At 28.4% G+C, this 20,281-nt stretch carries 22 protein-coding genes; 17 read left to right on the forward strand and 5 right to left on the reverse strand.

Annotation, left to right across the window (positions count from 1 at the left end; genetic code table 11):
• Genes ACTTAS_RS04460 through rsmA form a run of 3 tightly spaced genes read left to right on the forward strand, consistent with a single transcriptional unit; the run spans position 1 to position 2,670 of the window.
• Positions 1–930 (forward strand): peptidylprolyl isomerase, encoded by a 930-nt coding sequence (locus tag ACTTAS_RS04460; protein ID WP_440678467.1) that lies wholly within the window; start codon positions 1–3, stop codon positions 928–930.
• Entirely contained in the window at positions 920–1,888 is a 969-nt protein-coding gene (locus ACTTAS_RS04465) for a 4-hydroxythreonine-4-phosphate dehydrogenase PdxA (protein ID WP_440678468.1), read from the forward strand. The genes ACTTAS_RS04460 and ACTTAS_RS04465 overlap by 11 nt, the downstream gene beginning before the upstream one ends.
• Positions 1,885–2,670: a 16S rRNA (adenine(1518)-N(6)/adenine(1519)-N(6))-dimethyltransferase RsmA gene (gene rsmA / locus ACTTAS_RS04470; RefSeq protein WP_440678469.1), complete on the forward strand. Its 786-nt coding sequence runs from the start codon at positions 1,885–1,887 to the stop codon at positions 2,668–2,670. Before ACTTAS_RS04465 ends, rsmA begins: the two co-directional genes overlap by 4 nt.
• On the opposite strand, the gene gmk is transcribed toward rsmA, so the two are convergent.
• The 4 genes from gmk to fabD are packed head-to-tail and all read right to left on the reverse strand — an operon-like array spanning position 2,659 to position 5,248.
• Positions 2,659–3,291 carry a guanylate kinase gene (gene gmk, locus ACTTAS_RS04475; protein WP_440678470.1) on the reverse strand — a complete coding sequence of 211 codons (633 nt, stop codon included), beginning with the start codon at positions 3,289–3,291 and terminating at the stop codon, positions 2,659–2,661. The two genes, rsmA and gmk, sit on opposite strands and share 12 nt — an antisense overlap.
• Positions 3,292–3,299: 8 nt before the next feature.
• Complete coding sequence (locus tag ACTTAS_RS04480; protein WP_008544320.1) at positions 3,300–3,539, reverse strand: acyl carrier protein; 240 nt, start codon at positions 3,537–3,539, stop codon at positions 3,300–3,302.
• A gap of 48 nt (positions 3,540–3,587) precedes the next feature.
• On the reverse strand, positions 3,588–4,325 hold the full coding sequence (gene fabG / locus ACTTAS_RS04485; RefSeq protein ID WP_440678471.1) for a 3-oxoacyl-[acyl-carrier-protein] reductase: 738 nt from the start codon (positions 4,323–4,325) through the stop codon (positions 3,588–3,590).
• Complete coding sequence (gene fabD / locus ACTTAS_RS04490; RefSeq protein ID WP_440678472.1) at positions 4,322–5,248, reverse strand: ACP S-malonyltransferase; 927 nt, start codon at positions 5,246–5,248, stop codon at positions 4,322–4,324. Before fabD ends, fabG begins: the two co-directional genes overlap by 4 nt.
• Before the next feature lie 86 nt (positions 5,249–5,334).
• Here fabD and rpsF point away from each other — a divergent pair, with 86 nt between their 5' ends.
• From rpsF to ACTTAS_RS04550, 12 genes are all read left to right on the forward strand, one after another.
• Positions 5,335–5,682 (forward strand): 30S ribosomal protein S6, encoded by a 348-nt coding sequence (gene rpsF, locus ACTTAS_RS04495; RefSeq protein ID WP_440678473.1) that lies wholly within the window; start codon positions 5,335–5,337, stop codon positions 5,680–5,682.
• Between the two features lie 6 nt (positions 5,683–5,688).
• The gene (gene rpsR, locus ACTTAS_RS04500; RefSeq protein WP_262589558.1) at positions 5,689–5,961 is read left to right on the forward strand and encodes a 30S ribosomal protein S18; all 273 of its coding nucleotides are present in this window, start codon (positions 5,689–5,691) and stop codon (positions 5,959–5,961) included.
• On the forward strand, positions 5,961–6,419 hold the full coding sequence (rplI, locus tag ACTTAS_RS04505) for a 50S ribosomal protein L9 (protein WP_440651134.1): 459 nt from the start codon (positions 5,961–5,963) through the stop codon (positions 6,417–6,419). The genes rpsR and rplI overlap by 1 nt, the downstream gene beginning before the upstream one ends.
• Positions 6,420–6,486: 67 nt before the next feature.
• Positions 6,487–7,905 carry a replicative DNA helicase gene (locus ACTTAS_RS04510; RefSeq protein ID WP_440678474.1) on the forward strand — a complete coding sequence of 473 codons (1,419 nt, stop codon included), beginning with the start codon at positions 6,487–6,489 and terminating at the stop codon, positions 7,903–7,905.
• Between the two features lie 20 nt (positions 7,906–7,925).
• Positions 7,926–10,319 (forward strand): efflux RND transporter permease subunit, encoded by a 2,394-nt coding sequence (locus ACTTAS_RS04515; RefSeq protein ID WP_440678475.1) that lies wholly within the window; start codon positions 7,926–7,928, stop codon positions 10,317–10,319.
• The gene (locus tag ACTTAS_RS04520; RefSeq protein WP_262589562.1) at positions 10,319–10,864 is read left to right on the forward strand and encodes a CvpA family protein; all 546 of its coding nucleotides are present in this window, start codon (positions 10,319–10,321) and stop codon (positions 10,862–10,864) included. Before ACTTAS_RS04515 ends, ACTTAS_RS04520 begins: the two co-directional genes overlap by 1 nt.
• On the forward strand, positions 10,818–12,299 hold the full coding sequence (gene purF, locus ACTTAS_RS04525; protein WP_440678476.1) for an amidophosphoribosyltransferase: 1,482 nt from the start codon (positions 10,818–10,820) through the stop codon (positions 12,297–12,299). Before ACTTAS_RS04520 ends, purF begins: the two co-directional genes overlap by 47 nt.
• A gap of 3 nt (positions 12,300–12,302) precedes the next feature.
• Positions 12,303–12,860, forward strand: coding sequence for an HD domain-containing protein (locus ACTTAS_RS04530; protein ID WP_440614654.1), 558 nt, complete (start codon positions 12,303–12,305; stop codon positions 12,858–12,860).
• A gap of 29 nt (positions 12,861–12,889) precedes the next feature.
• A complete protein-coding gene (locus ACTTAS_RS04535; protein ID WP_440678477.1) occupies positions 12,890–14,185 on the forward strand; it encodes a glutamate--cysteine ligase in 1,296 nt (431 codons plus the stop codon).
• Entirely contained in the window at positions 14,175–15,098 is a 924-nt protein-coding gene (gene gshB, locus ACTTAS_RS04540) for a glutathione synthase (RefSeq protein WP_440678478.1), read from the forward strand. Before ACTTAS_RS04535 ends, gshB begins: the two co-directional genes overlap by 11 nt.
• The gene (locus ACTTAS_RS04545) at positions 15,095–15,970 is read left to right on the forward strand and encodes a DMT family transporter (protein ID WP_440678479.1); all 876 of its coding nucleotides are present in this window, start codon (positions 15,095–15,097) and stop codon (positions 15,968–15,970) included. The genes gshB and ACTTAS_RS04545 overlap by 4 nt, the downstream gene beginning before the upstream one ends.
• A 31-nt stretch (positions 15,971–16,001) precedes the next feature.
• Positions 16,002–17,330: an MFS transporter gene (locus tag ACTTAS_RS04550; RefSeq protein WP_440678480.1), complete on the forward strand. Its 1,329-nt coding sequence runs from the start codon at positions 16,002–16,004 to the stop codon at positions 17,328–17,330.
• On the opposite strand, the gene ACTTAS_RS04555 is transcribed toward ACTTAS_RS04550, so the two are convergent.
• Positions 17,327–18,100 carry an MOSC domain-containing protein gene (locus tag ACTTAS_RS04555; protein WP_440678481.1) on the reverse strand — a complete coding sequence of 258 codons (774 nt, stop codon included), beginning with the start codon at positions 18,098–18,100 and terminating at the stop codon, positions 17,327–17,329. The genes ACTTAS_RS04550 and ACTTAS_RS04555 overlap by 4 nt on opposite strands.
• 11 nt (positions 18,101–18,111) lie before the next feature.
• On the opposite strand from ACTTAS_RS04555, the gene ACTTAS_RS04560 reads away from it, so the two are divergent.
• Complete coding sequence (locus ACTTAS_RS04560) at positions 18,112–18,936, forward strand: phytanoyl-CoA dioxygenase family protein (RefSeq protein WP_440678482.1); 825 nt, start codon at positions 18,112–18,114, stop codon at positions 18,934–18,936.
• A 4-nt stretch (positions 18,937–18,940) separates the two neighbouring features.
• The gene (locus ACTTAS_RS04565) at positions 18,941–20,281 is read left to right on the forward strand and encodes a pectin acetylesterase-family hydrolase (protein ID WP_440678483.1); all 1,341 of its coding nucleotides are present in this window, start codon (positions 18,941–18,943) and stop codon (positions 20,279–20,281) included.

Raw genomic sequence — 20,281 nt, forward strand, 5'->3', positions numbered from 1 at the left:
ATGTTTTTTAGAATTATTTTTTATTTTTTATTTTTTATTTTGTTGCAAATAAAATTTTCAAATGCTTCTATTGAAAATAAAATTCTATTTAAAGTAAATGACCAAATAATAACTACACAGGATATTTCTAATGAAATTCAATATTTAGCAATAATAAATAAAAATTTTTTGACTTTAGAAAAAAATCAGATTTTTGAAATATCTAAAAATTCTTTAATAAAAAGAAAAATAAAACAAATTGAATTATCAAAAAGATTTCCTGACATTGAGATCAATAAGGATTATTTGAATAAATCATTGGAAAATACATATTTAAAATTAGGTTTTTCTAATTTGGAAGAATTTAAAAATTTTTTAAAAGAGAAAAAATTTAATATAAAAATTTTTGAGGAAAATTTGATTACAAATTCTCTTTGGAACGAATTTATTTCGTTTAAATATAAAGATAAAATTAAAATCGACAAAAATAAAATATTACTAGAATTAAAGAGCAAACAATCAAACGTTAAATATTCATATTTGCTCTCTGAAATAGTATTTAGCTCAAGTAACGAAGAGATAGATAGCTTGATAAAGGAGATAAATAACTCGATAATTTTTAATGGTTTTGAAAATACGGCTCTTAAATACAGCATCTCAAATTCTGCAAATTTAGGTGGAAAGATAGGCTGGGTTCAGAAAAATGCTTTAAGTGAATTAATATTAAAAAAAATTAAAAATTTAAAAGAAGGTGAGCATACTCAACCAATCAATATTCCAAGTGGGTTTTTAATTCTAAAAATAAATAAAATAAAAAAAGAAAATGCTGAGATTGATGTCAATCAAGAACTAAACAAGTTAATTAACCAAAAACAAAATGATCAATACAATACTTTTTCAAATATTTATTTTAGTAAGATTAAAAAAGAATATCAAATAGATGAGCTATAAAACACCTATTTTAATTGTAGATGGACAACCAAAAAGTATTTTTTTAGAAATTTTTTTTAAATCTATAAAAAAAATAAAAATTAAAAGTCCAATTATATTAATTGCATCATTAAAATTAGTTTCTTTAGAGATGAAAAAACAAAAAATAAAAAAAAAAATTAAAACATTAGATTATTCGAATATTAAAATTAAAAGTTTAAATAATTTGCACATAAATTTAATCGACGTAAATGTTAAATCAAAAAATGTAAAAAATAAAAAATCTTATCAATCAAATGATTATATAAAAAAAAAATTTAGTGTAGCTTTTGATTTAATCAAAAAACATAAAATAAATAAGTTCATAAATGGGCCTATCAATAAGAAAAAATTTTTAAACAAAAAATATTTGGGAATTACCGAGTATATTTCTAATAAATTTAAATCTAAAAAAAACGCAATGCTAATATACAACAAAAATTTATCTGTTTGTCCTGTGACTACACATCTTCCTATTAAATTTGTTACAAATTCAATAAATTCAAAAATTATCAAAGAAAAAATTATTTTAATTAATGATTTTTATAAAAAACAATTTAAATTTAAACCAAAAATAGCTTTGCTTGGTCTAAATCCTCATTGTGAAAGTATAGATAAATATAATGAGGATGAAAAAATTTTAAAACCAGTAGTGAACTATTTTAAAAAAAAAAATTTCTTAGTTTTTGGGCCATTCTCAGCTGACACAATTTTTTTAACTCAAAACAGATTTAAATATGATGTAATAGTTGGCATGTATCATGACCAAGTTCTAACACCTATAAAAACACTGTTTGAATATGACGCAATAAATATTACTCTGGGCTTACCGTTTATACGAATTTCTCCTGATCATGGCCCAAATGAAAATATGTATGGAAAAAATAAATCAAACCCTCTTAGTTTAATGAGGGCATTAAAGTTTTTAGATAAAAATTGATAAGAGCAAAAAAAAGCCTAGGCCAAAACTTCTTAATTGATGATATAATTTTAAATCAAATTGTTAATTCTGTAGAAATTAAGAATAAGTATGTATTAGAAATAGGACCAGGAACGGGAAACTTATCAAAATATATTTTAGACAAAAAACCAAAAAAATTTACTGTAGTTGAAAAGGATAGCAACCTAACCAATTATTTAAAAGACCAGTTCAAAGACAATTTAAATATAATTAATGATGATATTTTGAATATAGATGAAAAAACATTATTTAAAGAAAAAATGATTGTGTTTGGAAATTTGCCTTACAATATTTCAACAGAGATACTCAGTAAATGGATAATTAATTTAAAAAATGATTTTTGGTTTGAAAATCTAGTTTTGATGTTTCAAAAAGAAGTTGCAGACAGAATAATAGCTAATTTTAACAATTCAAGTTATGGAAGATTATCAATACTAGCAAATTGGAAATTAATTATTAGAAAAATATGTGATGTAAAGCCTATTTCCTTTTCACCAAGGCCAAAAATAGATAGCAGTTTGCTTTTATTTAAACCCAGGAATGATTTTTACAAAATAAATAATCCAAAAAACTTAGAGAAAATAACAAGAATTTTTTTTAGCAATAGAAGAAAAATGATCAAGAAGCCTTTTAATCAAATTTTTAACGGTGATCTAAGAATAGCAGAGAAATATAAAATTAATTTAAATTTAAGACCTCAAAATTTAAATTTTGAAACTTACTATAAACTTACTGAAGAATATGAAAAATTAATTAGTTAATTTTTCAACATGATCTCTAATAAAATTTAAATCATAATCTTTAGAGCCATTATTAATTTCTGCTTTTATTAAATTTGTAATTTTTTCATAGCATATGTTGATATCATCATTAATTACGACATAATCATAATTTATCCAATGCAATACATCTCTTTCAAATTGTTTCATTCTTTCCTCAGCAATTAGTTTATCTTTCATATCTCTGTTGGACAGTCTTTTGAACAATACCTCTTTACTTGGCGGAAGTATGAAGAAGGTGATTAATTTATAGTCTAATTTTTTATTTTTTATTTGATCAGCACCTTGCCAGTCAATATCAAATAAAACATTTTTACCTGCATTTAAATTATTTATAACTGGTGTTCTTGTGGTACCATATAAATTATTAAATACTTTTGCGTACTCAAGGAATTCTTCATTTTTAATCAACCTTTTAAATTCTACATCTTCAACAAAGAAGTAATCTTTATTATGTTCTTCCCCAGGTCTTGGGTTTCTTGTTGTGTGTGAAATAGACGTAACAAAGTTGTCTTTTTTAGACAATAAGTTTACTAGTGTTGTCTTTCCTGCTCCAGATGGAGAGGAAAGTATAATCATGACCCCATCATTTTTTGAGGACATTAGAATTTCTAGTTAGCTTTTCCTTCGATGAATTTAACTGCATCTCCTACAGTTAAAATTTTCTCAGCTTCGCTATCTGAAATCTCAGACCCAAACTCTTCTTCAAAAGCCATCACCAATTCAACAGTATCTAAGCTGTCAGCTCCCAAATCGTCTATAAAACTTGACTCTTCAGTTACTTTTGCTTCATCGATACCTAAATGATCTGCTACAATTTTCTTTACTTTGCTTGAAACGTCTTCTGACATATTGATCCTTTTTGTTATATTTCGTTAATAGTTTAAAAAGCTATTTTGTCAAGCCATATACATGCCACCATTAACATGCAATGTCTCTCCGCTTATATAGCTAGATTGATCAGAACTTAAAAAACATACGGCATTTGCAATATCATCAGGCTCTCCAAGGCGTGCTGAAGGTATTTTTGATATAATAGCTTCTTTGAACTTTTCATCTATCTTATCTGTCATAGCAGTTTTAATAAACCCTGGTGAAATACAATTAACATTGATATTTTTCTTTGCATATTCAATTGCTAAACTTTTAGACATAGCAACTATTCCTGCTTTTGATGCAGTATAGTTAGCCTGTCCCAAGTTTCCCATATGTCCTACGACAGAAGTGATATTAACAATCTTTCCTGATTTATTTTTTAACATTTTTTTGATAGCAAATTTGCTCATCAAAAAAGTTGACGTTAAATTTACATCAATCACTCTCCTCCATTCATCCAAATTCATTCTAATAGCTAAATTATCTTGAGTAATTCCAGCATTATTTACAATACAATCCAAACTTCCACCCAGTTCTTTTGTTGCATTTTCAATAAATTCCTCAATTTTTTCACTTTGAGATATATCGAAATTTAAAATATTTATTTTTTCGAATTCTTTTTTTAACTCTTCAAGTTTCTCAATTCTTGTTCCTGAAGCTAAAACATTTGCACCACTTTCATATAATTTTTTAACAATTGAATTTCCTATTCCTCCAGATGCACCTGTAACTATTATGTTTTTATTTTTTAAATCATTCATATTTTTAAATTTTCAATATCCTCTTGACTGTTTATCGTGTTAATTTTAACTTCTCTATTGATTCTTTTTACCAAACCTGACAAAACTTTCCCAGGTCCAATTTCTATAAAATGATCTACATCATTATTTATCATATTTAATACACTTTCTCTCCATCTCACTCTATTTTCAATTTGTTTTATTAAAAGTGATTTTAAATCTTCAGAAGTTGAAATGGCCTCAGCTGTTACATTTGATATCAACTTATTACTTCCATCAGAAAATGAAATTTTGTTTAATTCTTGTGTCATAATCTTAGTTGCTTTATTCATAAGGCTACAATGAAAAGGAGCACTGACTGGAAGTTTTATATTTTTAATTGAGTTTCCTTTTAATGCTTCAATCAACTTTTCTAAATCTTGAGTTTTTCCACTTAAAACTATTTGTCCCTCTGAATTATCATTAGCTATTTGTGCTATAAATTTGTTCTCATTATCTGTTAATATTTTTTCTATCACCTCAACAGTTGATCCAAGTACTGCAACCATTCCACCCTCACCCTTTGGCACAGAATTTTGCATGGCATCACCTCTGATTCTTAAAATCTTTAAAGTTTCTGCAAAGTTTAAATATCCTCCACAAGATAAAGCAGAATACTCACCTAAAGAATGTCCAGCAAAATACTTTGCTTTATTTAAATCAATATTAAATTCTTTTTTAATAACGTTAAATATAGAATAGCTTATTAAAAAAATTGCAGGTTGAGTGTTTGCAGTTAAATCAAGCTCTTCTTTAGGTCCATCTAATATTAGCTTTGAAATTGAATAATTTAACGTCTCGTCCGCCTCTTTAAATAGGCTTTTCACAATCTCAAATTTGTCATAAAACTCTTTTCCCATTCCAACTATTTGAGAACCTTGACCTGGAAATATTACTGAAAACATATAAAAATATTACTAATTTTGTGTTTTTATCTATTGTAATTGAACTTTTATAATAGTATATCCTCACTTTTTATTAAAGAACATAAATGAACTTATACGAACATACTATAATAGCTAGACAAGATACTTCTCCAAGTGAGTTAAAACAGTTAACTGAAAAATATTCAAAAATTGTTGAAAAAAATGAGGGTGAAGTTGTTAAAACTGAAAATTGGGGCCTATTGAACCTTTCTTATCTAATTAAGAAAAATAAAAAAGGGAGCTACATACACTTTAAAATTAAAGGTAAAGGTAAAGTAGTTGAAGAATTAGAAAAAAACGAAGCTATTGATAAAAAATTATTAAGATATCTAACAGTAAGAGTAAAAGAATTTGATTTAGACACAAACTACTTCGGCAAAAAAAGAAGAAGGCGAAAACAAAGAAAGTACTAAAAACTAATGCCAAAAAGACAAAGTGGAAACAAAAAAGGAAAACAAAGTAACTTTGCAAAACTAAGTATTTTCCAACCGAATAAATATAAATTTAAAAAAACTTGTCCACTTTCAGTAAAAGGTGCACCTAAAGTTGATTATAAAAATATCAAACTTTTAAAAAGATATGTTTCTGAAAATGGTAAGATTTTACCTTCAAGAATTACAAATGTTTCTCAAAAGAAACAAAGAGAATTATCTTTATCAATTAAAAGAGCAAGAAACCTAGCTTTAATATAATGAAAGTTATTTTATTAGAAAACGTCAAAAGAATAGGATCTATAGGTGAAGTGATAGATGTGAAGAGGGGTTTTGCTAGAAACTTTTTGATTGCAAATAAAAAAGCTCTTTATGCATCTAAAGAAAACATCAAAGAAGTTGAAAAAATAAAAGCTGATTTATCTAAAAAAGACAATGAGAGAAAACAAGAAGCAACTAATATTGCAGAACAAATAAATAATAAAGAATACTCCGTTCAAAAATTAAGCACCGAAAACAATGAACTTTATGGTTCAGTAAAACCAACTGAAATTTCAAAACTTATTCAAGAAGAAAATAAAGTTGAAATTAAACCTTCAATGATACAACCAGTTGAAGAAATTAAATCTTTAGGAAAATTCAAAGTTAAAATTTCTTTACACTCTGAAGTTGATGCTGAAATAGTTGTTAATGTTACATCAGCAGATACAATCCAATAATTATACATTCTTTTCAACAGCTAAAAATTAAAATTTAAATATTAATTTTTTTCTATAGATTTTATTTATGGAAAATAACTTAAGTATCGTTAAAGATAAATTTAAAGAATTACCAAACAACATTGAAGCTGAACAATCTGTGATTGGTTCAATACTAGTGAGTAATGATATTTTTGATGAAGTTAATACAATTATTTCATCTATTAATTTTTATGATCCTATGCATCAAAAGATATTTGATGCCATTGAAAGCCTTATCTACAAAGGTATGCTTGCTAATCCCATTACTTTAAAAAATTATTTTGAAGATGAAAAAGATGACATTAATGTTCCAGAGTATTTAGTTAAGGTAACAAAATTTTCTACACCTGTAAGACAAGCAGTAGAATATTCAAAAATAATATATGATATGTTTGTCAGACGTGAATTAATAAAAATTTCTGAAGAGACTATTGATAGCGCCAAAATAAATGATCTTGATACTAGTGGTCAAACTATAATTGAGAATTCTGAAAGACAATTATTTGATTTGGCTGAAAAAGGATCTTTTAGTTCCTCACTTATTAAATTTGATGATGCAATGAAACAAACTATAGAAATGGCTTCTGCTGCATATAAAAATGAAGAGGGAATTGTTGGTGTTCCAACAGGTCTTCGAGATTTGGATGATAAACTTGGGGGTTTACATCAATCTGATTTGATCATTATCGCAGGTCGTCCATCAATGGGTAAAACTTCACTTGCTACAAATATTGCATTCAATGCGGCCCAAAAATTACAAGATAGTGGTAAAAAATCCTCTATAGCTTTTTTCTCTTTAGAAATGTCATCTGAACAGCTTTCAACTCGTATTATCTCGGAACAAGCAAGAATAAGCTCAAATGATATTAGAAGAGGAAGAATTTCAGATGATCAATTTGATAAATTTCTCGAGACTTCTAAAAATATTGCTGAACTTCCACTCTATATTGATGAAACACCAGCTATAAGCATTGCAGCACTAAGTAATAGAGCAAGAAGGATTAAAAGACTATTTGGATTAGATATGATTGTTGTTGATTACATTCAGTTAATGAGAGGAACGACTTATAATAAAGACGGTAGAGTTCAGGAAATCTCTCAAATTACGCAAGGTCTAAAAGCAATAGCAAAAGAGCTTGCAGTTCCAGTTGTTGCTTTATCACAGTTATCAAGACAAGTAGAGCAAAGAGACGATCACAAACCACAACTAGCTGACTTAAGAGAATCAGGTTCAATTGAACAAGATGCAGACGTAGTGATGTTTGTTTACAGAGAAGGATATTATCTATCAAGAAAAGAACCTAGAGAAGCAACTGTAGAACATGCTGAATGGCAAGCAAAAATGAATGAAGTAGCGCACTTAGCACAAATTATAATTGGGAAACAACGACACGGTCCAATTGGTAATGTAACACTTGAGTTTGAGGAAAGATTTACGAAATTTAAAGATACTCAAACTAATTAATTTCCAATATAAATGGGCTAATGTTAGCTCAAATGTATCAAAACTTGGTTTTAAAGAACCCTAAGGTAATATTTATATTTCTCCTTATTTCTATTTTAAGTTTTGGATATTATTCTAAAGATTTCAGGTTAGATGCTTCATCAGAAACATTGTTAATTGATGGAGATCCAGATCTTGCATACCTGCAGCAAATTACAGAAAGATATGGTTCTAAGGAATTTTTAGTTCTCACCTATACTCCTAATGAAGGTATGGTTACAGATTCTTCAATAAATAATTTATTGAGTATAAAATACAAAATTCAAAGTTTAGATTGGGTTCACAGTGTTATTACCCTTTTAGACATACCACTTTTAAATAATTCAGACGCACCGCTTCAAGAGAGATTAGAAAGCTTTAAAACTTTAAAAGATGAAGAAGTGGACAGAGAAAGAGGATTTAGTGAAATTTTAAATAGTCCTGTCTTTAGGAATTTTGTAATTAGTGAAGATGGTAAGACCAGTGGGATCATTGTTAACATCAAACAAAATAAAAAATTAGAAGATATTGAAAATAAATCTAGAGAAGAAATTGAAAATTATAAAGATCAAATCAAAAAACAAAATCATCAAAACATTTTAGAAATAAGACAAGTAATTCAAAGTTATGGGGATGTAGGAAAAATTTACTTAGGTGGAATTCCAATGATTGCAGATGACATGATGACTTTTATCAAAAGTGATATCATTGTGTTTGGCATTGGAGTTTTATTATTTATTATAGCAACTCTTTGGTTTGTATTTAGAAATCTAATTTGGATTATTGTTCCTATCAGTAGTTGTTTTTTTTCTGTAATTATTATGATGGGTCTACTTGGATTACTTGGATGGAAAGTAACTGTTATATCTTCAAACTTTATTGCCTTAATGCTTATTCTTACAATGGCGATGAATATTCATGTGAGCACAAGGTTTCTTCAGCTTAAAAAAAATTTTCCAACAAAAAACAATTTTGAAATCATTTCTTTAACAACGAGCAAAATGTTTTGGCCTATATTGTATACAGTTTTAACAACAATTTTGGCTTTCTTATCTTTAATATTTAGTGAAATTAAACCAATTATAGATTTTGGATGGATGATGACTTTTGGTTTGATTACATCTTTTATAATTACTTTTACTTTGCTCCCTACTCTTTTAAGTTTTACTTCAACTGGAAACATATCTTTAAAAAAAGAGCAAGAATCTAAAATTACATCCATACTTGGTTCAATTTCTTTAAATAGCAAATTTACAATTTTTTCTACAACTGGGATTATTATTGTCTTAAGTGTGGTTGGGATTAGCAAACTTGAAGTTGAGAATAGTTTTATAAATTATTTTGATAAAAATACTGAAATTTACAAAGGAATGAAGCTAATTGATGAGGAACTAGGTGGAACTACTCCTTTAGAAGTAATTTTAAAATTTCCTAAAAAGGAAGAAAAGAAATCTGAAGAAGATGATGAATTTGAAGATTGGGGAGACGAAGAAGATACTAATGATGAAAAATATTGGTTTACTAAAGATAAAATAGATAGAATTGCATCTGTTCACAATTATTTAGACAGTCTTCCGCAGGTAGGTAAAGTTTTATCTTTTTCATCAATTATTGATGTTGCAACACAACTAAACAACAATAATCCACTTGGTACTTTAGAGATGGGAGTATTGTACTCAAAAATACCTGAAAGTATTAAAACAGAAATAATTGATCCATATTTATCAATAGAAAATAATGAAGCTCGAATAAGTCTTAGAATAATAGACTCGCAAGAAAATTTAAGAAGAAATGACTTAATTAATAAAATTAATTTTGATCTAGAAAATGAATTAGGATTAGAAAAAGATGATTACAAATTAGCAGGAGTGCTAATATTATTTAATAATTTGTTACAAAGTTTGTTTAAGTCACAAATTTTGACACTTGGTTTGGTTATGATTGGTATTTTCTCAATGTTTATTATTTTATTTAGAAATATTAAACTTTCATTAATTGGAGTTGTGCCAAATTTCATAGCTGCATTCTTTATTTTAGGAATTATTGGATTATTAGGAATACCATTAGACATGATGACTATCACGATAGCTGCAATTACAATCGGAATTGCTGTTGATAACAGTATTCACTATATCTACAGATTCAAGGAAGAATTTAGTAAATTAAGAGATTACAATAACACATTAAAAACCTGTCACTCAACAGTTGGAGTTGCAATTTTAAATACCTCGATCACAATTGTTTTTGGTTTTTCAATTTTAGTATTGTCTAAATTTATACCAACAATCTATTTTGGAATGTTTACAGGTCTTGCAATGTTGCTTGCAATGATATCGGTGTTAACTTTGCTGCCAGCATTAATATTGGTGGTTAAACCTTTTGGTAAAGATGCTTAATGGTAGATGCTCTTAAAGATTTTTTTGAAGCATCCTCTATTATTGACTTAATCTATATCGCAATAACCATATGGTCTTTAATTAGTTGTTATAGAAAAGGATTTGTCTTAAGCATCCTTTCAATGGCAAAATGGCTCCTGGCCTACGTTATCACTCTTATTTTATTTCCACGTATAAAACCTTATGTAAAAGACATAATTGATAACGAGTATGTTCTTGATGTTGGACTTGGAATTGCAATATTTATAGTTGTTATCTTTTTAGTCTTATTAGTTAACAAAGGTATCAGTAAAGCAATAAAATATACTGGCATCGGTGGATTGGATACTACCTTTGGATTCTTTTTTGGGTTTGTAAAAGCATATATTGTATGTGTGTCTATTTTTTCTGGAGTGCATATTGTTTATAACTACGATAAATGGCCAATTAATTTAGATAAATCATACGTCTTTCCATATTTGAAAAAAGGTAGTAGTTATCTTGTTGAAGAATTTCCTAATGAAAAAACATATCAAGAATCTAAAGAAAAAATTGAGGATATTTGATCCAAAACTAAAAGAAGAATGTGGAGTATTTGGCATAAGCAATGCAAAAGATGCCTCTGCTTTAACAGCTTTAGGTTTGCACGCACTACAGCATAGAGGTCAGGAGGGATGTGGAATAGTTACTTTTGATGGCGAAAAATATTATTCAGAAAAAAGATTTGGCTTAGTTGGAGATAATTTTAATAAAGAGAAAGTTCTAAAAAACCTTAAAGGTAATTATGCTATTGGACATAATCGATACAGTACTACTGGTAATAATATTTTAAGAAATATTCAGCCTTTTTTTGCAGATACTAACGCGGGTGGAATTGGGGTATCTCACAACGGAAACTTAACAAATTCAATATCTTTAAGAAACAAGCTCGTAGAAGAAGGAGCGATTTTTTACACTACCTCTGATACAGAAACCATAGTTCAGTTAATTGCTAAATCTAAAAGATCAAAAACAATTGATAAAGTTATTGATGCCATATTCCAAATCCAAGGCGGATATGCATTGGTAATGATGACCCAAAAATCTCTAATAGGTGTAAGAGATCCGTATGGAATTAGACCTTTAATGATTGGAAAATTAGGAAACAGCTATGTGCTAGCTTCTGAAACTTGTGCATTAGATATTATTGGAGCAAAATTTATAAGAGAAGTAGAGAACGGCGAAATAGTGTTAATTGAAAATGATGAACTTACTAGTATTAAACCCTTCCCTCCTAAGAAAGTAAGACCATGTGTGTTTGAGTATATTTATTTTTCTAGACCAGATAGCTTACTTGATAACAAAACAGCTTATGAACACAGAAAAAATTTAGGAAAAGAGCTTGCAAAAGAAAATGATGTTGAGGCAGATATAGTAGTGCCTGTACCAGACTCTGGCAATGCAGCAGCCCTTGGTTTTGCACAACACTTAAAAATGAATTTTGAACATGGTCTAATTAGAAATCACTATGTTGGAAGAACCTTTATTGAACCAAGTCAGCAAATTAGAAGTTTGGGTGTAAAATTAAAATTAAATGCAAACCAAAGCACAATTAAAGATAAAAAAATTATTTTAATTGATGACTCTTTAGTTAGAGGAACTACCTCTTATAAGATTGTTAAAATGTTATATGACGCGGGTGCAAAAGAAGTTCATGTTAGAATTGCTTGTCCTGAGATCAAATATCCAGATTTTTATGGTGTAGATACTCCAACTAAAAAAGAGTTATTAGCAGCAAATAAAACTAATGATGAAATCTGTGAATACATAGGAGCAAAATCACTTAAATTTTTATCTATTGATGGATTATATAGAGCAATTGGTTTTGAAAAAAGAAATGAGGCTTATCCTCAATTAACAGATCATTATTTTACAGGAGATTACCCTGTTAAACCTGTTGATGAATTGGGCGATAATAAAATAACTCAACTTTCATTATTAAGTACAGCATCTAATAATTAAAATATGAAAACAGTAAATTTTACTGAAATGAAAAATGGAACCAAGGATGAGTACTTGTTGCTTGATGAGTATGAGCAAAAATATATTGATGGCACTGCTGATCGAATATTAAAATTTATGAGTGGATTAAATTCTACTTTAGAGGGATACAAAATAACTAGACTTGAACACTCTCTGCAAACTGCAACAAGAGCTTTTAAAGATAATGCAGATGAAGAAATGGTAGTTGCAGCATTACTGCATGATATTGGAGACGAGTTAGCTCCTGTTAATCATTCAGAATATGCAGCGTCAGTTTTAAAACCTTATGTTTCAGAAAAAACACATTGGATCATTCAAAAACATGGTGAGTTTCAGATGTATTATTATGCGCATCATCTTGGAAAGAATCAAAATCAAAGAGATAAATATAAAGATCATAAATATTTTAATGATGCTGTAGAGTTTTGTGAGAAATGGGACCAGGCTTCTTTTGATCCAGACTATAAAAGTATGAAATTGGAGGAATTTGCGCCTATGGTGAGAAAAATATTCTCAAGAAAGCCCTATTCTTTACTTTAAATTAAATTAAAATCCACTATCTAAAGCGCATGATTAGCAATAAAGAGAAAATTATTGAATATTTTAAATCTGGTATCAAAGAAGATAAAGATTTTAGAATTGGTATCGAACATGAAAAGTTTTTGTTCAATACTAAAGATAATAAAAGAATTGATTACCTAAAAGTAAAAGAAATGTTTACAGCCCTAACTGAGTTTGGCTGGAACCCTGTTTTTGAAAAAGAAAACATTATTGGTCTAAATAAAGCTGGTAAAAATATTACACTAGAACCTGGTAACCAAATTGAATTATCTGGGGACAAGTTAAACCATATGCACGAAGCATGTGCGGAGTCACAAGATTACTTATTTGAATTAAAACAAGTTACTAAAAAATTAGATATCAAAATAGTTAGTGCAGGTTTTGATCCTATTTCAAAATTAGAAGATATTCCAAATAACCCTAAGCAACGTTATGAGTTAATGACAAAAGATATGCCACTAGGTGGAGAGCTTAGTTTAGACATGATGTATCGAACGTGTGGAACACAATTAAATATTGATTACAATTCAGAAGAAGATTTTATTAAAAAATTTAAATTAGCTAATTCTATTGTTCCAATTTCAATTGCACTATTTGCAAATTCATCAGTCGTTGAAAAAAAGAATAGTAATTATTTATCTTACAGATCTAAAGTATGGCAAAGCACTTCAAGAGGAGGTTTGCCTAAATTATTTTTTGAAAATTTAGATTTTGAGAAATATGCGGAATTTGTAATAAACTTTCCAATTTTATTCATTCAACATAATGATCAGTATATTTCAGGAAGGAAATATACATTTAAAGATTTTATGGACGGAAAAATTGAAGAAATAGGAAATAGACTTCCAACAGAAATTGATCTTACAACTCACTTAAGTACAATCTTTACTGAAAATAGACTAAAGAAATATATTGAGCTTAGATCAATGGATACTTGTGGTTGGGATTGCCTATGTGCTGGACCGGCTTTTAATATTGGTATGTTGTATGGAAATTTAGATGAAGCGTATGAACTAGTCTCTTCATGGGAAACGGACAAAATAATTAATGCTTATTTAGAAGCTCCACAAAAAGGATTTAATACTCAATTAATGGGTAAAGACTTATTGCATTGGACTTCTGCTCTTTTAGATATTTCTAGAAAAGGATTAGAGAAAAGAGATATCATTAGTAAAAAAGGAAATAACGAAACTATCTTCTTAAATCATTTGCAAAATGTAGTTGATAATAAGACTACAAATGCAGATCATATGATTAGTAAATTTTCAAAAGATGAAAATTTAGAAGAATTATATGACAAATAAAATAGTAGCTGTTCAAGGAAATCATCCCTCTTCCTTAAACCCTGTAACTGATACTAGTGTTTTTTTAGCTAACGAAATTCAAAACAAATATAAAATTTTTTATTATGATCCAAAAGATCTATCAATAATTAACAAAAAAGTTTTAGCTAAAGGCTTCTTCATAAAGTTTAATTATCAAAACAAAAAATTTTACAAAATTATTAAAAAACAAACTTTAGACCTTACAAAGTGTAAGTTTATTTTAATCCGTCAAGATCCACCATTTAATTTAGAATATATTTCAACGACTTACATTTTAGATTTCATTAAAAATAAAGTTAAAATAATCAATAACCCAACATCTATCAGAAACATCTCTGAAAAGTTATATTCAACAAAATATTTAAAATATATGCCTGATACGATTTTTTCTCAGGATATAAATGAAATCAAAAATTTTATTAAAAAACATAAGAAAGTAATTATCAAACCTATTCATAGTTATAGTGGTAATGATATTCACTTATTAAATAAATTTGATTCAAAACTTATCAATAAATTTATTAAAAAGCATGACCATATTATGTGTCAAAAATTTTTACCTAAGATTAATAAAGGAGATAAAAGGGTTTTTATAATTAATGGAAAAGTCTGTGGTGCAATTTCTAGAGTTCCTAAAAAGGGATCTTATTTAAGTAATATCAGCAAAGGTGCTAAACCAATTAATATCAATTTAACTAAGCAAGAAAATAAAATTTCAAAGTTAATTGCAAAAGATTTAAAAAAAGAAAATATATATTTTGCAGGAATTGATTTTATAGATCAAAAATTAAATGGAGACATCAATGTTACCTCTCCAACTGGACTTAAAACTTTTTTTGATTTATCAGGAATAAATTTAGCTAAAACTTTTTGGAAAGAATTAAAAGCGTGAACAATTTAACTGATCAGCAAAAAGGTTCGTTAATGGCTTTTGTTGCAGTGATGTTTATTACTCCTGATAGTTTATTTATTAGACTTTCAAATATAGATACTTGGGGATTAGTTTTTTATAGAGGCATCATTCCATTTGTAACTGTATTTGTTGGAATGTTGTTTATTTACAAATCAAGTTTTTTTAAATTACTTTACGGAAATTCAATTTATGGTGTTGCTTATATAGTTACGTTTTCTATAACTAATATTACTTTTGTATTATCAATTCAAAACACAAATGTCGCAAACACGCTTGTTATGATTGCACTTGCGCCAATGTTGTCAGCTATTTTTGGTGCAATATTTTTAAAAGAAAAACCAGATCGAAATACTTTAGTTGCTATTGCAATTACGTTTTTAAGTGTTCTTTATATATTTTACGACTCTGTAAAATTAGGAAATATTTTTGGTGATATTTTAGGTTTTATTACTGCATGCGGTCTTGCTGCAGGAGCAACTATTATCAGAGCTGGAAAAAGTCTTAACCTGGTCCCTTCTGCTGTGGTTGGTAAGCTGGTTGTAGCATTAGTTGCTTTATTCTTTATCGATACATTTGAGCTAAAAGACAATGATATTTATATCATTCCAGCGATGTGTATACTTTGTGTGGCAATTCCATTTGTGTTGGTAACACTAGCTCCAAGATACATAACAGGAGCTGAGGTAAATCTATTCTTTCTAATGGAAACAGTTTTGGGACCTATTTGGGTGTGGATGGTTGTTAAAGAACAACCTTCAATGGAGACAATTCAGGGAGGAGTGGTGATCATTTTAACTATCGCTATTCACTCATTCCTAGCCATAAAAAAAACACAAACCAAAACTACTTAGCCCGCAATTTATTGATACTTAAAATTTAGAAATGCAAAAAGAAGTAAAAAAATCCTGGGCCCTATTTATAGGTATTGGAACCATGATGATAGCTCATGGATTACAAATGCAGATAATGGGTATTAGATCTGTACTTGAAGACTTTAGTGTTTTTACCACAGGGGTCTTCATGTCAGGATATTATATCGGCTACTTTGTTGGGTCTAGAACAACTCCAAATTTTGTATCTAAGGTTGGTCACATCAGAGTGTTTGCAGCGTTTGCATCCCTTGCATCACTTAGTGCATTGCTTGCGGTAGTTTATGTAAATCCATTTATGTGGACAGTAAGTAGATTTATAACAGGTATCAGTTTAGTTAGTTGTTATGTTGTCACTGAAAGTTGGTTAAACGATAGAGCAACTAATAAGAATAGAGGACAATTACTATCCGCTTACATGATGGTAATTTATTTTGGTCTTGCAGTTGGAATGTTGTTACTTAACTTAAGTGAACCAAAAGCCTATGAACCTTTTATTTTGGTATCCGTGCTTTTATCTTTAGCGCTTGTTCCAATTTTATTGACAAAAAGACCAGCTCCAAAATTTAAAAAAATTGAAACAATTAGTATTAAAGAACTTTATCAGATATCCCCTCTTGGAACTTTTAGTTCTTTTTTCACTGGAGTAATTCATGCTGCATTTTTTTCATTGATCTCAGTTTATGCAACCCTTGCAAAACTAACTTTATTTGAAACTTCAATCTTATTATTTATAGCAACAATTGCGGGAGTGTTAGGTCAGGGACCAATTGGATATTTTTCTGATCAATACGATAGAAGAAGGGTAATTATTGTAACAACATTTGGAAGTTCTGCTTTGGCACTATTATCAATTTTAACTGCTAATGATCCTATACAAAATATTTATTACATGGATGAACTTGCATTTAAAAAAATAGTTTTCTTTATTGCGGTTGGTCTCTATTCAAGTTTATGTCTTCCATTGTTTTCATTAAATCTTGCACACACTAATGACTTTGTTCCAAAATCTAAATTCGTTGCTGCTGGTGGTGGACTACAATTAATCTTTGGTTTAGGGGCTATAAGTGGTCCTATTTTATGTTCTCTATTTATGGGTTGGTTTGGATTAAATGGATTTTTTGGATTTTTAATTATAGTTCATGCTTTAATTGGTGCATTTGGTTTATACAGAATGAGAATAAGAGAAACTGTGGATAATCCAGATTCTACATTTACACCTGTTCCTGCAACCATCACACCTGCAGGATTAGAATTAGACCCAGATACGCCTGAAACATTAGATAATGCTGCTACAAACGAAACTAAAAACGTTTTTGAAGAACCTAGTTCAACAAATTAAATTATAATTTTATCCTCAATAGATACTTCACCTTCCTCTAGAGGAATTAAATAAACTCCAAGATCCATGTGATCATAAAATTCTTTAAGTTTCTGAGGAAGGTTAAAAGTTATTTCACCTGATTTAGGTTTCAAATTAGTTGCTGAGCATCTTGGGATATGATCATCAACTTTAAAGGGTACTCCATTAATGTTGATAGATTTGCCTATCCAATTTCTCTCTTCCCAAGCATCTAAACCACTTATATAGAAGTTTCCTCTAAACCTTTGGTATTCTACTTCTTTACCCATGTTTTTTTCAAAGTCTTTAATACTATTGTGATTTATCAAAGATATTGAGTTCATTACCTCTCCTCCGCTATTTGTATCAAAAAAAGGATTTTGGTTATTCTTTAGTAGAAATACTGGTCCTTTAACTTGGTTATCTAAATTTAATACTTCTTTTTCTATTAAACTTACTTCTCCAGGATTGTTAGGATTAATTGAAATTAATTTTTTTTGATTATCAAATAATTCTAAATTTCCCTCATTAAATTCAAATGAATATTTGTTAAGCATAGGCGTATTTTTTAAAGTAAGAAAGTTGATCAATTTTCTTTCACCAGGCTCCTGCTCCATCCTTTGAGCCTTTCCACTATCTAATAATCTTGAGAATGCAAACAACCGATCATTAATAATTCCTATATTTTTTTTAATCTCACATTTATTAATTTTTTGAAACGAGATTGATTTTACTGGTGAAAAATAAATAGAGGATATGCTAATATTCATTCCAAAAGCATATGGCTAATTTAAATTCAAATCAACTTAAAGAATACCAAGATCAAGGTTACTTAGCCCCAATTGATATTTTATCAAAAGAAGAAGCTAAAGAAGCAAGAGATGAAATTGAATTAATCGAAAAAGAAATGCCTGATGAAATTGATAAATCAGAAAGATACAATGCTCATTTAATTTCACCAAAACTAGATGCAATAGTTCATAATTCAAAACTATTAGATGCTGTAGAAAGTATTATTGGAAAAAATATTTTAGTATGTGGAACAACTTTGTTTATAAAAAATCCTAATCAACAAGGTTTTGTAAGTTATCATCAAGATGCAAAATATATTGGTTTAGAACCTCATAATTGGGTTACAGCTTGGGTGGCTTTAACAGATTCAAATGAAGAAAATGGTTGTATGAAAATGTGGCCTAAATCACATATAGAAATCAAAGATCATGATGAAAAATTTAATGAAGGAAATTTATTAACAAGAGGTCAAACAGTTAATGATGTTCCAGATAATAAAGTCAAATCTGTTGAGCTTGTTGCAGGTCAAATGTCATTGCACCACCCAAGAATAGTTCATGGATCAGGAATAAACAAAAGTAATGACAGAAGAATTGGTTTTGTAATCCAAAGTTATATTGGCACCAATGTTAAACAAGTATTAGGTAAAAATAGTGTTCAATTAGCAAGAGGTGTTGATGAATTTCAATATCATGAGATAATTCAAAGACCAAAATCATTAATGAACAAAGAAGATTTATTAATTAAAAAAAGAGAAAATCAATATCTTCAAGATATTTTTTACAAAGGTTCTGAAAAAAAAGGTACATATTAATTTCATGAAATATTTTTGTCTTATAATTTTCTTTTTAATTTTTAATTTAAATTCAACTCTTGCTAATGAATTAAAGTTTACAACAAATCCTGATGCCGTTTGTAACAATGGAGAGCAAGCTACATTTACAATAAAAAGAGCAAAATCAAAAAAATGGGCAATAATTTTACCAGGTGGTGGTGTTGCACGAAATGCTGATGAATACAAATCGCGATCTGAAGGTATGAAATCTCCTGAATTAAAACCTCATTATTTTGGACAAGCCATAGAGAAAGATGTTGAGGATAAAAATTATAATATGGTGTTTATTCCTTATTGTTCTAGCGATCTTTATCAAGGTAACCATTTCAACATTGTAGATGGTAAAGAAATTCATTTTAAAGGAAGAGTAATAGTTAATGATATTTTAGACCAACTTAACGATCAGCTTAAACAAGCAGATGAGATTATATTTTTAGGTTATTCCGCGGGAGCAATTGGTATTGGATTTCATGCGGAAAGAATTGGGCAGTATAATAATGTAAGGGTTTTAGTGGATAGTTTCTGGTTCGATGAGGAAACAACTAAATTTTATGAAAATTTTGAAAAAAATAATGATCGAAGCTTTATTTATAAAGGATCCATAGAAGCTTGTAACAATAGTTGGGTTAGTTGTTTTCCATCAAGAAAGAACTTTGAAAAAAATAATATAAAGGATGTATTTTTTATTTGGAATATTGGAGACAGATATGCGGACCCAATTAAAGATAAATTAGCTTTAAAAAAAGCAATCAAGAAAGATTTAGAGTTTTATAACGCTGGATTTAGTATTGAAGCTGACAAAAGAAAAATTTCAGGATTTGAAGATTGGGGACACGTCCTAGCTTGGGATAATAAAACTTATACTAAGAACTACTTTGATATGAGTCTTCAAGAAGCAGTAAATAATTGGATAGACAGAAAAGGAAATGCATTAGTTGTTGATTATTTACTTAGTGATGAAAAAAAAGCTGAAATTAATAAAAAATCAAAATTATTTGATGGAGAATATAAATTCAAATTAAATCGTGTTTCAGAGGATGGTAAAAATAAAAAAATTGGTAATGGAAAACTTGAAATTAAAAATGGTCAATTAATCTTCTTTATTAAAGCTAGTAAATTAAAAACTGGTTCAAAAGAACATTATGAAACAGCAAAAATTGATATAAACCCGAATGGAGAATTAAACGGTTCAATTAAACTTGATGTTTTAAGTGGTAAAGATAGATCAGAAATTTATTATTTTAATGGAATGCTTGATGATAAAATCTGGGGCACATCTCCAGATGAAAGTTTTTTCAAAGTTTATCTACAAATAAAAAAATAA

It is taken from the genome of Candidatus Pelagibacter sp. HIMB1611 (genome assembly GCF_052047715.1).
Classification (GTDB): domain Bacteria; phylum Pseudomonadota; class Alphaproteobacteria; order Pelagibacterales; family Pelagibacteraceae; genus Pelagibacter.